11 protein-coding genes and 1 tRNA gene are annotated in these 13,327 nt (G+C 64.0%); 5 read left to right on the plus strand and 7 right to left on the minus strand.

What is annotated here, in order from left to right; genetic code table 11:
• Positions 1-58 precede the first annotated feature (58 nt).
• Positions 59-622, minus strand: a complete 564-nt coding sequence (locus ACYOEI_RS23710) for a hypothetical protein (RefSeq protein ID WP_462852106.1) — start codon at positions 620-622, stop codon at positions 59-61.
• Positions 623-1,088: 466 nt separating this feature from the next.
• Between ACYOEI_RS23710 and ACYOEI_RS23715 the strand changes: the two genes are divergently transcribed.
• The 3 genes from ACYOEI_RS23715 to ACYOEI_RS23725 all read left to right on the plus strand — a co-directional run bounded on the left by ACYOEI_RS23715 (position 1,089) and on the right by ACYOEI_RS23725 (position 3,206).
• Complete coding sequence (locus tag ACYOEI_RS23715) at positions 1,089-1,577, plus strand: YfbM family protein (protein WP_462852107.1); 489 nt, start codon at positions 1,089-1,091, stop codon at positions 1,575-1,577.
• Between the two features lie 505 nt (positions 1,578-2,082).
• On the plus strand, positions 2,083-2,583 hold the full coding sequence (locus ACYOEI_RS23720) for a hypothetical protein (protein WP_462852108.1): 501 nt from the start codon (positions 2,083-2,085) through the stop codon (positions 2,581-2,583).
• Positions 2,584-2,726: 143 nt separating this feature from the next.
• A complete protein-coding gene (locus tag ACYOEI_RS23725) occupies positions 2,727-3,206 on the plus strand; it encodes a hypothetical protein (RefSeq protein WP_462852109.1) in 480 nt (159 codons plus the stop codon).
• Between the two features lie 174 nt (positions 3,207-3,380).
• Here ACYOEI_RS23725 and ACYOEI_RS23730 read toward each other — a convergent pair.
• The 4 genes from ACYOEI_RS23730 to ggt form a co-directional block, all read right to left on the minus strand.
• Positions 3,381-3,465, minus strand: a tRNA-Leu gene (locus tag ACYOEI_RS23730).
• 479 nt (positions 3,466-3,944) lie between these two features.
• On the minus strand, positions 3,945-4,325 hold the full coding sequence (locus ACYOEI_RS23735) for an HU family DNA-binding protein (protein ID WP_462852110.1): 381 nt from the start codon (positions 4,323-4,325) through the stop codon (positions 3,945-3,947).
• Between the two features lie 234 nt (positions 4,326-4,559).
• A complete protein-coding gene (locus ACYOEI_RS23740; protein WP_462852111.1) occupies positions 4,560-4,769 on the minus strand; it encodes a hypothetical protein in 210 nt (69 codons plus the stop codon).
• A 355-nt stretch (positions 4,770-5,124) separates the two neighbouring features.
• Entirely contained in the window at positions 5,125-6,885 is a 1,761-nt protein-coding gene (gene ggt / locus ACYOEI_RS23745) for a gamma-glutamyltransferase (protein WP_462852112.1), read from the minus strand.
• A 315-nt stretch (positions 6,886-7,200) separates the two neighbouring features.
• Between ggt and ACYOEI_RS23750 the strand changes: the two genes are divergently transcribed.
• Together ACYOEI_RS23750 and ACYOEI_RS23755 are read left to right on the plus strand one after the other, a co-directional pair.
• Entirely contained in the window at positions 7,201-8,487 is a 1,287-nt protein-coding gene (locus tag ACYOEI_RS23750; RefSeq protein WP_462852113.1) for a peptidylprolyl isomerase, read from the plus strand.
• Between the two features lie 501 nt (positions 8,488-8,988).
• Positions 8,989-9,750, plus strand: coding sequence for a DUF6655 family protein (locus ACYOEI_RS23755; protein WP_462852114.1), 762 nt, complete (start codon positions 8,989-8,991; stop codon positions 9,748-9,750).
• 184 nt (positions 9,751-9,934) lie between these two features.
• Here ACYOEI_RS23755 and ACYOEI_RS23760 read toward each other — a convergent pair whose 3' ends face one another.
• Together ACYOEI_RS23760 and ACYOEI_RS23765 are read right to left on the minus strand one after the other, a co-directional pair.
• Positions 9,935-10,522 (minus strand): TlpA family protein disulfide reductase, encoded by a 588-nt coding sequence (locus ACYOEI_RS23760; RefSeq protein WP_462852115.1) that lies wholly within the window; start codon positions 10,520-10,522, stop codon positions 9,935-9,937.
• Positions 10,523-10,581: 59 nt separating this feature from the next.
• Positions 10,582-13,242: a fused MFS/spermidine synthase gene (locus tag ACYOEI_RS23765; RefSeq protein WP_462852116.1), complete on the minus strand. Its 2,661-nt coding sequence runs from the start codon at positions 13,240-13,242 to the stop codon at positions 10,582-10,584.
• Between the last annotated feature and the right edge of the window lie 85 nt (positions 13,243-13,327).

The raw sequence follows: 13,327 nt of genomic DNA on the forward strand, positions 1-13,327 counted from the left end.
TCCAGCAACCGCCCCTCAGCCGTCAAAGCGGAGACGCGGGGTTTGAGTCTGGGGTTCCTCAAGTCTTCAGTCCCCAGCCGCCGGTGGGGTTGACGGTCACCGTCGGGCCTTCGAACTTCCAACCTTCGTCGGTGTACTGGCAATCGACACCGGCCGTAACGTTCCGCCCGATCGCCACGGCAAGCGCCTTCAGGAGCTTGTAGCCATTCCCGTCGAAGCCCGGAGTTGTCGTCCCCGGTACGCAGATCGGGGCCGTGATCGTGCTACCTGGGCCGACGATGTTGGTCGAGCTCGCGACCCCGCAGCCGTGGAGGCGCATCCCGTCGGCGTAGAGGTCGCGTTTCAGCCAAGGAGCGAGGGCCTTGAACTGCTTGGCCTTCTCGGCGGTCAGACCCTCCCCGAGCTGAAGGTAGCCCGAATTCCCGTGCGCCGCCAGGATCAGCAGGTCGACCGAGTGATACTTGCGGTTCGTGTACATGAGGGTCCGAGTCATACCCATCGCGATCTCTTCGATCTTGGCGGCTGGGGTCACGTTGACCCGGACATAATCCACATCGATCGTCCCCGAGATGCTCCAACCCGTCGACGGATAGCGGCTGTCAATCGCGTAAACTGTGAACATGGAATGTCCTTGATGTCAATGCGCCAGGACCAGGACCAGGATCAGGGCCACGAAGCGGACCCCGATCGATCTTTTCGGAGCCTGCACCGGTCTCAAGCACTTGGGTCGAGCATCGTTCCGACGCCCGCTGCGTTCGGAATCCCGCTCCTCTGATTGAGACGGTTGACGGCGAATCGGTTACTATTTTTATGCGAGGGTTCCCGAGGCGTCGTGTCGGTCGACGATTCCTGGGTGTTATCCGCACCGGAGAGCCCGTCGGACACGAGTTTCTCTTTCCCTCTCGATCTGCGAGTCCGGCCGAAGTCGGATGCCCATGACAAGACCAGTTGATCGGCCCCGAAGCTGTCCGGCCGGATCCCCCTGGGGATGTGGCACCATTCGAGAAAATCCCGAAGCGATCCGCGAGTCGACACCGGGCAGGAACCGCCCACGGTGGGAACGCGTACCAGATAAGGGCACAGCCTTCATGTCAATAACGGGACGTTATCTTCGGCTGGAGGAAGTCACAATCCGCGAGATCCTTGCGGAGCCCTCGTCATTACTCGACGTCCTCTACCCCGACGACGAGTCTCTCGAAGTAGGCGACCTCAGACTCGACATCGACAAGACGTGGAACATCCTCCACTACCTGCTCCATGACGAACCGCTGGGCCGAGGGGAGATAGGTCTGGATTGTGTCCTTGGGGGCATTGAACTGACACCCGAAGATGGTGGATTCGGTCCGGCGCGATACCTTCGGCGGGATGAGGTTCGAGCGATTGCCGAGGTCCTCGATCGGCTCACCTTCCCGTCGCTTTGGTCGCGATATGATCCTGCGGAAGGCGAGCGCGCGGAGCTCTACTGGTCGGATACCCCAGAATCTGAAGACTATGTCCGCGGGCACTATGCTGCCCTGCAACGATTCTTCTCGACGGCCAGGCAGGAGGGGCAGGCTGTCATTTTGTGGTTGGCTTAGGACGATGGCGATCCCGTCGAGGTTTAGGCCCTGGAGTCCTTTGCGATGTGAATGATGCTAGACATCGCGTCCGACTTACCTTTGCTTAAGATCCCGTGGGACGTGACTTGTCCTGGTTTCCACGTAGGGCCTTAGCCGGACGAGTCGAGCCAGCCTGTCGCCGGTTTTCGAAGCGCTGGATCCACTACGTTTCGCGTGTGAGGGCCGTCGCTGTTTGGTTGAGGGGGCGACGAGGGCAAGTCTTGGAATATCGACTCAGGCTGCCGCCGGGAAGTTCAGTCGGGCGAACTCGCCCGCCAGTGGGGCGATGGCTGCATCGTAGGTGCGGACGGCCATCGTCTCGACAGAGAAACCGCCGACGATAAAGAACCGTCTATTCTCATCGTCGTTACGCGCCCCTCGTTCGGACGATTTCGTGGCACTCGGTGGTTCTTGGTACGATCGAAATTCGTACTGACCACCGAATCCGTATGTCTTGACTGTTGAGCGATAGGAGGTAATAACCTTGGCGAAACCGGAGAAGCTCCGAATTCCGCTTGATGAGTACCATTTCGAAAACGTCGGGCGACTTCCCGACGGTACTCAATTCATGGCTTACGTCACGGGGGCCTTCCCCACGGGGCAAAGTTATTACTCGGGCGATGATTGGCAGTCGAAGAAAAAATGGCTGGGCGTCATCCACCGATTCGACGCCGATGGCCGCTACATCGCCACTGGATACGAACTCGGGGGCTTTGAAATCGAGGACCGAGAGGTTGCTGGTGCTAAGGCGTTCGCATTGCTCGGAGAGATGTTCTCGGACATGCTCTCCGGGGTCGAGCCCGAATTCTGCGACATCTGGGTCGCGCCCTTCTCCGTCGAGATCGACGACGTGACTTATGGGCTGATCTACGAGCAAAGTGACGAGGAACCGGAGGAGGGCGAGGAGCGGAGCGATTGGGTCATGCTCGAGCCGCGGGACATCATGTTCCACCCGCCGTGGGACAGCGGTGAATACTCGACCTGAAATCTCCCGATCTCCGATCCCCGAGGCGATCGTTCGGGCGTCGCGATTTCCCACTCGAAGCCCGGTTGGACGGTCTGCGAAACAACTTGCTCGGCCTCGTCAATCTGCTGAGCAGGGTCACCCGATGCGAGGAGAGCTTGGCCATGCGACCCCCGTCAGCCTCTGGACGCTTCGAGGAGTTGCCGATCGAACCGGTCGAGCGTCAAAAGGCTTTCGTCGATCTTCTCGGTCAGCACCTGTTCTCGCTGCGAAACCAGCGGCTCGAGGCCATTCGGCGACTCGTCGAGTCTCCTGAGGCTCGTGAGCGTCTTGGCACCATTCATCGTCGGCCTTTCGAGGGGGCCGGCATTCTCGAACCGGAAGGCCAACAAGCGGCGTTGGATTTGGCCCAGGCGGGCGTCGATCAGTTCTTACAGGATCTTCTGGGACTCCTCCAAAATATTGGCGACGACGTCCGTCTCGGAGACGATCACTCGCTGCGATACCGGCTGCATCTCGAAGTGGTCTGCCTTAAGGATGCCGAATCGCCGGTCGTCGCTGAGGAGCTGATAAATCTCGGCAATCACCGGGCTCTGCAAAGCGAGTTCGGTCGCTGGCGCAATGCCTACGGCTCCCCCCGATAGTCCGTTGACCTGGCACAGGGACTGGCCCACGACACCGCGGGCTTTGGCCGTGCGGTAGAAACGTCGAATCGGCCGAGTGGTGTTCTGGACGGTTGACGACAGGGTCTCTCCTGACCTCGTCCAAAACGGCAGGAATCGAAAAGCGCTATCAGCACGAAGAAGTATGCGAGCGAATACCGGCGGTGGGATTTGAACCCACACAGGGGTTACCCCCTGGAGGATTTTAAGTCCTCTGCGTCTGCCATTCCGCCACGCCGGCGTGGGACTCTTGGACCGAGAGTTCGGCGACGTTGAGGACTATTGTTCGAAAACAAGGCACGACTTGAGAAGGCCGGAATTCCAAGATTGCACCAACACCCTTGGTGGCTAAGGTTTAGCCGATGTCGAAACCTGTCGGCTGGGCCCGAGATCATCGCTCGGCCGGTTCGTCTCCCGGACGAGCCCCACGTCCTCGATGATGTGCCAGGTTGGGGCGCTCGTCGCGATTGCGATCGGTCGATCGCAGGCGTCACCAGGTTGGGAGGGGGCTAGAACTTCGAAGCACCGGAGTGTTTTTGGCAATCAGGCATGTTTTTGATAGTTTTGTTGTGTTTCGATTGATTTGAACTTTGGTGCCGTTCAAGTCGGGACGAGGATGGGATCGCGTGGAGAAGGAGAAAGCCGCGCCGATCGTACGAACCCGAGGTTCGGACGAACGGGCGCGGCCTTCTTGTTACGCCTGACGGAAGATTGGGCGAATCAGACCAGGTCCTTCAGCGCCTTGAGGGGCTGGGCCTTGATGACGTTGCGGGCGGGCTTGGCTTTGATGGTCATCGGCTCTTTGGTGAAGGGGTTGATCCCCTGCTTGGCCTTGGTCGCCGGCTTGCGGACGACCTTCAGCTTGAGCAGGCCGGGGATCTGGAAGAGGCCGGGGCCCTTCTTGCCGAGTTCCTTGCCGATGAGGTCGTTCAGGGCGGTGAAGATGGTGGAGATGTCCTTCTTGCTCAGCCCGGTGCGCTCGCCGAGGGTTTGGTAGATCTCGCCCTTGGTGGCGGCCTTGGCCTTGGTGGCGGCGGCCGCTTTCTCGGCGACGGGAGCAGGCTTGGGTTCGGCGGCCTTCGGCGCGGCTTTCTTAGCCATGGGACGTACGTCCTCCTGTCGTTGATCGCGGATGGGTTCCGGAGCGAACCGTTCGGCCTTTCCTCGTGCGAGGCGTTGGTGCCGAGGCTCCTGCCGAACGTTTTCGACGAATCTCGTCGAATCCATACAGGAAAAATCGGGAATTCGTCGCATCCCTCGCGGTTTTCCCCGGGATTTCCCGGGTTCGACCCCCGAATCCCCGGGAAAACCCGCCTCGAGAGGCCTCGCGAGGCCTCAAACGGCGACTTTCTGGCCCTTGGGCTGGAAGGCCATCAGGAAGCGTCCGGTCGCCGAGATCATCGAGACCGAGAAGCCGGCGCCGGCGTAGGCCTCGGCGCTGCGGACCGCCTGGCTGAACTCGGAGAATGAGCGATGCATGTGTGCCGTGCCGTCGCTGATGCGGAGCAGGACGGTGGGGCTGATGGATCTTGGCCTATCAGGCATTGACGTCAACTCCCAAATATCGGCGGTCGTCGGGCCGACTCGCCTCGGCTGAGGGCCGGGTGCCCTTCCGCTGGATCGCCCCGGGCTCGGGATTTACCTCGCATCTCGCTCCGGGTCGTCTCACCGGCGCCCCGGAACTCTTACGTACAAGATCGAGAATTCGGGCCATGCACTGTCGGTCAATCTCGACGATTCTTCCGAAAGGGTCGACGGCCGAGGCGTACCGAGGCCTTCGCCGACGTCCGGTCGGCCCGGTCGCGAGCACCGCAGGGCGTTCGCGACCATCGCCCGAATGAAGGAGCAGGGTCCCCAACATCGCCCCACACATGGCGGGGGATGAGCGGACCCGGGCGCGTTAGTCGCCCGAGGCCCTGGCCGTCTCGCGGCGTCGATCGGCGACGCCGATCCGTCGACTCGTCTCGAAGTCGACGACGATCGTATGAGCATCCCCCTGGATGCCCCCATTGCGGACCCGGTGTCCCATCCTGGCCAGCTCCGCTCGAGTTTCCGAAGGCCAGGACCCCCCTTCGAGGGTCACGACATCGGGGAACCACGCGTGGTGCGTCCGGGCCGCGTCCACTGCCTCCCTGGGGCTCAGCTTAAACTCGAGGAGATTAAGCACGACCCAGGTGACTGTGTTACAAATAGTACGGCCACCCGGGGATCCTGTGACGACATAGACCTGACCATCCTTGAGGATCAACGTCGGCGTCTGTGAGCTCAGCATCCGCTTGCCCGGAGCAATCACGTTGGCCGGGGTCCCGATCCGGCCCGAGCTATCCGTCCTCCCGGGGATGAGGTTGAAGTCGCCCATTTCGTTGTTCAGCAGGAAGCCCGCCCCCGCGACCACCGCCTTGGATCCGTAGCCCTCCTCCAGAGTATAGGTCAAGGCCACGGCATTGCCGTCTCCGTCGATCGTGGAGAGATGCGTCGTATCGTTCCCCTCCCCGGCCACCACCCGGAACGGGGCGAGCGCGGCGCTCGGCGTGGCACGGTCGGTGATCGACTTCGCGAGCTCGTCCGCGTAGGCCTTGGAGATGAGCTTGTCGACCGGGACCGGGACGAAGGCCGGGTCGGCGATCTCCGTCGCCCGGGTGAAGTAGGCACGCCGCATCGCCTCGGTGACCCGGTGGAGCGTCAAGGGTGACTGCGGCCCGTCGCGTTTGAGGTCGTAACGTTCGAGAATGTTGAGGATCTGGGCCAGGACGATCCCGCCGGAGGAGGGGGGGCCCATGCCGTAGACGTCGAACCCTCGGAATGTGGTGTGGACCGGCTTTCGGGCCTCGGCGCGGTAGGAGGCGAGGTCGTCGAGACTGACGAGTCCGCCGCGATCGCTCATGTACTTCGCCAGGATCCTCGCAGTCTCGCCCGTATAGAACTCGTCGGGTCCGTTCGCGGCGATCCGGTCGAGGGTCCTGGCCAGGTCGGGCTGGACCAGGAGCTCGCCGGCTCGCCAGGGGGTGCGGTCGGCCTTCGCGAACGCGGCGACCGACTCGGGGAAGTCGGAGAGCCGATCCGGGTCGGCGCCGAGGTCGTCGCGTCCGCCCGCGGCGAGCTTACCCCTCTCGAAAAGCTGCTGGTTGAGCGAGTGGGCGAGGGTCTCGGAGACGGGGAAGCCCCGACGGGCGAGCTCGGCGGCCGGCTTGACGAGCTCGGCCCAGGGGAGCCGGCCGTGCTTCGCGTGGGCCAGGCCGAGGCCTCGGACGGTCCCGGGTACCCCGGCCGCCTTCGCCCCGGCGCGGTGGTGGGGGAAGGGCTTGCCGTCGGGGCCGAGATACATCCGAGGCTCGGACGCCGCCGGGGCCTTCTCGCGGAAGTCGAAGGTGACGACCTCGCGGCGGTCGGCCAGGTAGGCGACGATGAACCCCCCGCCTCCCAGGTTCCCCGCCGCCGGGTGCGTGACCGCCAGGGCGAAGGCGGTCGCCACGGCCGCGTCGACGGCATTCCCCCCCTCCCGCATCGCGTCACGACCAGCCTCGGACGCGTGGACCTCCTGCGAGACCACGACGTGCTTGGAGAAGGACGCATCGTCCGACCGCGCCGGCGCGGAAGAGGACCACACCAGCCACGCCCCCAACACCCCGACCGCGAACCGTCTCCCTCGACTCTCCAACATCCGGACTCCTCCCCTCGGGACCTGTTGGTGCGCCCGTCGCAAAGATTCCCATCGTACCATGTGTCGAGGTCCTTGCACGTCGCGGCGCCGGCGCCGGCAGGGTCTGGATGAGTTGCTCGAGGGGCCGATGCCAGGCCCTGAGGTGGGCGGACGAGTGAGGTGGAAAGGCTCGTCGCGAGCCTGTTGGCTTCTCGCTTCGGGGGGTCATTTGGAGTTGACCAGATTCGGAGGGCTGATAGAGTCTCGGCCCAGATGTCCCGAAACTTGAAGGAATCTTATCCGGTACGGCCCCTTGGCCGAAGGAGATCCCTCGCGATGGTCGCACGGATGCGCGGTCGAAAGGCCCAGGCGATTTTGTGCTCGTTCGTCGCCCTCGGGGCGTTGGAAGGTTCTGAGGCGTCGGCGCAGATTTTCCGACGGCCTCAACAGCCGGCTCAGGCGAAGACGGCCACGGCCAAGCCGAGCCAGGACCAGGCCCCGCCGCCGGCGTTCCGCCAGTCCGATATCCCCCAGCCCGGGGTCGAATTGACGCGGATCCCGGTCAACCCGACCGACGCCATCGCCGTGGTCAACGGCGAGAAGATCAGCCGGATGCAGCTCGCAGACGAGTGCGTCGCCCGCAAGGGTGAAGAGATCCTCGAGACGCTAATCGCCCGCAAGCTAATCGACCAGGCGCTCCGTAAGTCCAAGCTCGAGATCACTCCCGCCGAGGTGGACGAGGAGATCGACCGCGTCGCCGAGACCATCGGCCACATCAGCCGAGATGGATGGCTCCGCACGCTCGAGAAGGAGCGCGGGATCAGCCCCGTCCAGTACGCCCGCGACATCATCTACCCCGCCTTGGCCCTCCGCAAGCTCGCGGCGAAGAGCGTGACGGTCACGGAGAAGGACCTCAAGAATTCCTTCGAGGCGGCCTACGGCGACAAGCTCCGTTGCCGGATCATCATGGTCGACAAGCTCACGACGGCTCGGGCGATCTGGGAGGAACTGCGCAAGAACCCGAACGGCTTCGAGAAGCTGGCGCAGACTCAGTCGATGGACGAGGGGAGCCGTTCGCTCGGCGGCCTGCTCGCCGCCCCGATCACCCGACACGCTCATCCGGCGAACGTCTCCGACGCGGCGTTCGAGCAGCTCGTCGACGGCACCGCCGGCGATACGGACCCGAGCCACAAGCCGAAGAACGGTGACTTCACCGGCCCGATCCAGGTGGCCGAGGCGACCTGGATCATCCTCAAGCGGGAAGAAGTCATCACCGCCCAGAAGGTCGACCCCAACAACCCGGCCGTCAAGAAGAACACCTATGACATGATCTACGAGGTCCGGCTCAAGGAGGCGATGGGCGATTACTTCGTCAACTTGATGAAGGCGGCGGCCATCGACAACAAGCTGACCGGCCACACCAAGGGGGCCGACGAAGAACAAAAGACCTCTGGGATGGTCAACGGCGAGGTCAAGCTCATGAGCGACCCCAACACGATCAAGACGTCGACCGGGGCCCCCGAGGCGGGGTCGACCTCGAAAATGAAGCTGCCGACCCCGTCCGCCGCGTCGCCGGACGTCGTCAAGCAGGTCGAAGGGATGAAGGCGACGACCAACAAGTAAGTCGTCGTTGTTCTCTGCCGCGACCCGTGGCCGCGCCGAAGACGAAGCCCGACGACCCGAACGGTCGTCGGGCCTCCGAAACCGGTGGGGCCGACGGGTCTCTTGTCGGAGCGGGAGACTCGGGCCGCCCGCGGGGGGGGGAACTGTTTCTCCCGAAACCCGTTATTTTCTTAAATAACGGGTTTCTGTGGGGATCCATGGTGACATTTCGGGAGGAAGAGCGAGGTCAACCGCATCAGAAACCCGTCATTTAAGAAAATTACAGGTTTCGGGCCCCGAGGCCTTCGTGGCTTTCGGGATCGGAGCGGGGACCGGAGAACGATCCTCGATGCTTCGTCGGATTCTTCTGCTCATGCCTGTCACGTTTGATCCATCCGATTGAACTTCACATCGAATCGATTTTTTAAACCTCGTTTTGTTCATGCGATCGGTATCCGCGCCTCGGGGCGGATGGGCTGTCGGCCACGGACCGGGCCGGGTCGGATTGGCAAGGGGTGCCGCATGGCGAAGATTTCGGGGCGACCTCGCCCGACGACCCTTTCATTCCTCGCCTTCGGGATTGTCTTCGCGAGCGGCTGCGGGACCGTCAAAACGACCGGGACGACGCGGTCGGGGACGGAGCAATTACTCCTGACCCATGCCTGGGATACCGCGCTCCAGAAGGTCGACTTCCGGCCGTTGACGGGCGTGCCCGTCTATCTCGACACGACGAACGTGACGGCCGTCGACCAGGGCTGGGTGGTCTCGAGCATCCGGCAGGCGATGCTCGCTCAGGGCGTCCTGCTCCGGAGTAAGCCCGAGCAAGCCCAGTGGGTCGTCGAAGCCCGAGTCGGCGCCTACGGGACCAACGACAAGAGCTGGCTCCTCGGGTTGTCGCAGACCACGATCCCCCCGACCGTGACCGGGGTCCCGAGCGGTACGATCCCCGAGCTCCCGCTGATCAAGTCGACCAATCAGCAGGCTGTCGCGAAGCTCGCGCTCTTCGCCTACGACCGCGGCAGCGGCCAATTCGTCTGGAACTCGGGCACGATGCTCGCCACCGCCAGCGCCAAGGACGTCTTCATCGGCGGCATGGGCCCGATCCACAAGGATTCCATCCAAGGGGGTGCCGAGTTCGTCGGCATCCGACTCCCCCTGCCTTCGGAGTCGTCGGACAGCAACCCCGACGCCGAATCGAAGCCAGGGTCCAGGGCCAGCATGGCCTCGGATCCCGCGGCCTTACGGCAGTCTCCGAACACGGACCTCGACTCGTTCATGCCTTGAGCATGACAGGGTGCTGTAAGCTTTTGGCCACGGATTGAACACGGATAATAAAAAATAAAGATTATCGAATTCTGGCAAATGAAAACTTTTTGGGTCTTTAACTGTGTGTATCCGAGTCATCTGTCGATCAGATCTCTTCTCTCATTCGCCTTCCGTCACCACCCCCCCCGAATTGATCGTGATCTCAGGGTCGGGCCGCGGGCGCACCTCGCTTGATCACTGACTCGAGGTAGTCGACCGCGGCCGGGGTGTCCCACTGGACGGCGCCGAGCTCGGCGGTGACGACGCGGCCGTCGGGGGCGAGCACGAACGTGGCGGGGATGCCGTCGGTCGCGAAGGTCTCGGGGAGCTCCGTGGCCCGCAGGACGGTCATCGCCCAATGCTTGTCCTTGACGTACCGACGCACGGACTCCGCCGACTCGTCGGTCGAGACGCAGAGGAAGGTCATCCCCTTCAGCCTCGCGTTGTCGGCCAGGTTCGCGATCGAGGGGAGCTCGGCGAGGCAGGGGGGGCACCAGGTCGCCCAGACGTTCAAGAAAACCGGCTTGCCGCGGTACCGGGAGAAATCGACGGGGATGTCGTCGAGATCGCGGACGGGCCAGCGATAGTCTGTCTGCTGGGGCGTTTGCGGCGCGCTCAGCGAAGGGGCGGGGAGTGGCCCGCCGACGCCCCCGGCGGGCCCGAAGAGGGCCAGGAGGAAGACCCAGCCCGTGACCAGCACCAGGCCCGTGTAGAAGACGACCCGGCCCCGGGTCAGAAAGGTCGGCGTCATCGTCGGTTCCCCGAGGGAGGACCCCGGGCGCGGGTTGCGCCCGGAGCGTGCGGCCAGCGTCAGTCGTCGCCTCGCGTGGCGGCGACCGGCGCGAGGAGGTTCTCGACGGGGGCATAGTCGTCGGTGAGGATAATCCCTCGCGACCGCTGCTGGACCTCTTTGAGATCCGCGGGGCCATAGGGCTTCGGCTCGACGAGCTTGTCGCTCTGGAAGAACTTCGGGTCGTCCTTGCGGCTCCCGAGTTCCTTGATGATGTCGTCGAGCGGTTGCTTCGAGGCGACCACCACGAAGGTCTCGCGGAGCCCGTAGCCGGGCGTGTCGTCGGTCCCGAAGATGTAGACGTGGGGGAAGGTTTTCCGAGCCGTCTCGACCCACGATCCGAGGAAGCCGCCGAAGCTGTGGGCGTACTCGGATTCCTCCCGCTCGACACGAGCCTTGGCCGCGGCGTCGGTGATCGCCTCTTTCTTGATCTTGGCGGCCGCCTTGTCCTTGGCCCGGACGTCCGATTCGTATGCGTCGATGATGTTGATCATGTAAACGCCATCGGGCGTCATCATCTTCGCGAGCTTGTCGTTGAACTGCTGGGTCGTCAGGTGCCAGGGAACCGAGAAGTCGTTGAAGGCGTCGCCGAAGATCAGGTCGTACTGCTTGCTATCCTGGTTGCGCTCGACGAACTGCCGGGCATCGCCCCAGACAGTATTGATGGTCGTGTTGCGAGGCAGCCCCGTGGCCATGAAGTTGGCGCGCGTGACCGCCGGATCGATCTCGGCGACGTCGACCTCGGTTCCCGGGTAGGTATGCTGCATGTAGCGCTGGAAGGTATAAGCCCCGCCGCCCAGGAAGAGGTTCCGGAAGGGGGGGAGCGCCTCCTTGCCATTGGTCTTGGCCTTGCGGGCGTTGACGACCCGGTTGGCGACCAGGGCGTAGAGGTGCTCGTAGTCGTAGTCGAGCCGCTCGGGGTGGCCGAGGATGAAGTAGCCGTGGATCAGGTTGTCGAGCACCAGGGTCCGCTTCTGGCCGTCGGCGTCGGGCTCGTTGGTGACCTTGATGAAATAGTAGTCGCTCTCGTCGACCCAGGCGTTGGCGTCTTCCGTCGTGTTGGGGTTCCCCTTCTCTTCGCGGATGCCCCAATCCAGCCCTTGTTTCTCGAACCAGGGGGCGGGGACGAATGCGATCACGCAGAGGCCGAGCGGGATCCCCGCCCAGGCCGCGTGCCAGACCGAGCCGAGGGCCGTCGCCGAGAACGCCAACAATGCGGCGAGGACGAGGAGCAGGCCCTTGGTCCCCACGATGTCGATGAGGACGAAGCCCGCGAGGAAGGTGCCCAGGATACTCCCGACCATGCCCCACGCGTAGACCTGGCCGATCGCCGAGCCGGTTCGTTTGCTGCGTCGGAGCCGGTCGACGGCCAGCTTGGCCACGACCGGGCTGACGGTCCCCATCGTCAGGGCGGGGAAGAAGAACGCGACGGTGACGACGAGCAGGACGCGGGCGGGCCAGGCCAGGGGGATGGTGATCCCGCCGGGGATCGAGACCTGTGTCAGGGTAATCGCGTAGCTGAGGATCGACTTGTTGCTGCCGTCGAAGAGCATGTCGGAGACGAAACGCTTCGGGGTTTCGACCAGGAGGACCGACAGGACCGCGACGGAAGCGATGAGGAACAGCCAGCTCGCTTGCTTCTCGTTGCGGATGTAGTCGGCGATCTTGCCGCCGGCGAGGTTGCCGAGGCTCAGGCCGCCGAGCAGGACGCCGATGATGCTCGTCCAGCCGTAGATGCTCGAGCCGAGGTGCCGGGTGACCATTCGGCCGGCGACCATCTCGAAGGCCATGAAGGAGAGGCTGGCCACGAACGAGAGTACGGCGAGGTCGAAGAGGCTCGTGCCCGCGGCGGAGTCGGTAGACCCCACGGCTTCGTCGGCCTCGAGGGGGAGCGCGGCCTCCCTCGCCTGGCGGAGCCGGGTGATCGCGACGATCGCCAGGGCGACCGAGACGGCGTGGCCGGCCAGGGCGAGCGGGTTGACCGGGATCGAGCCGAGCATCACACCCTTGGCGGGGATCGCGCGGACGAGCGGGGCGATGGAACCGAGGCCGAGCAAGGTCCCCGCGAGGAGGCCGGCGAGCTGGCCCGCGCGGTTGCCGATCAAGGCCGCGGCGAGGAAAGCGAGGGCTGCCGCGACGAGCGTCACGATCGTCGAGATCGGGGCGACGTACATGAGGATGAACCCCGCCAGGAAGGTCCCGGCGATCGACCCGACGGCCCCCCAGAAGTAGACGTCGCCGATCGCGCTCCCGGCTTTCTGGGCCTGCTCGACGGCGATCTTGGCGACGACCGGACCGATCATCCCGAGGACCGTCGCCGGCACGAGGAAGTCGAGCGTGACGACCACGATCGTGCGCAGGTTCCAGGGCATCGACTCGAGCCCGGGGACGAACCCCACGACCGCGTTCATCCACAAGCAGCTCAACGTCAGGAACGAGCCGAGGGCGTAGAGCGGCCCGACCGCCCGAGTGGGCTCGACGCGGTCGGCGAGCCGTCCTCCGAGGACGTTCCCGAGGCAGATCCCCCCGAGCATGATGCCGATGACGCTGGTCCAGACGGTGAGCGAGGCCCCCACGTGGGTCGCGACGAGCCGGCTGGCGACCAACTCGAGGATCATGATGCAGAGACTACTGAAGAAGGACAGGGTGTACGGCAGAATTCGGACAGCCAAGCCGGTCATGCGGAGGCGACTCCCCGAGGAGGCGATCGGGCCCGTTGTAAATGGAAGGCACGTCACAAGATAACCAAGCCTTTCCGGGCCGACA

The organism is Singulisphaera rosea (assembly GCF_054877945.1).

Excerpts from the sequence above, each read along its gene's own strand:
- ACYOEI_RS23710 (WP_462852106.1), bottom strand. The coding sequence starts at position 622 with ATGTTCACAGTTTACGCGATTGACAGCCGCTATCCGTCGACGGGTTGG.
- ACYOEI_RS23715 (WP_462852107.1), top strand. The coding sequence starts at position 1,089 with ATGTCAATAACGGGACGTTATCTTCGGCTGGAGGAAGTCACAATCCGC.
- ACYOEI_RS23725 (WP_462852109.1), top strand. The coding sequence starts at position 2,727 with ATGCGACCCCCGTCAGCCTCTGGACGCTTCGAGGAGTTGCCGATCGAA.
- ACYOEI_RS23735 (WP_462852110.1), bottom strand. The coding sequence starts at position 4,325 with ATGGCTAAGAAAGCCGCGCCGAAGGCCGCCGAACCCAAGCCTGCTCCC.
- ACYOEI_RS23740 (WP_462852111.1), bottom strand. The coding sequence starts at position 4,769 with ATGCCTGATAGGCCAAGATCCATCAGCCCCACCGTCCTGCTCCGCATC.
- ggt (WP_462852112.1), bottom strand. The coding sequence starts at position 6,885 with ATGTTGGAGAGTCGAGGGAGACGGTTCGCGGTCGGGGTGTTGGGGGCG.
- ACYOEI_RS23750 (WP_462852113.1), top strand. The coding sequence starts at position 7,201 with ATGGTCGCACGGATGCGCGGTCGAAAGGCCCAGGCGATTTTGTGCTCG.
- ACYOEI_RS23755 (WP_462852114.1), top strand. The coding sequence starts at position 8,989 with ATGGCGAAGATTTCGGGGCGACCTCGCCCGACGACCCTTTCATTCCTC.
- ACYOEI_RS23760 (WP_462852115.1), bottom strand. The coding sequence starts at position 10,522 with ATGACGCCGACCTTTCTGACCCGGGGCCGGGTCGTCTTCTACACGGGC.
- ACYOEI_RS23765 (WP_462852116.1), bottom strand. The coding sequence starts at position 13,242 with ATGACCGGCTTGGCTGTCCGAATTCTGCCGTACACCCTGTCCTTCTTC.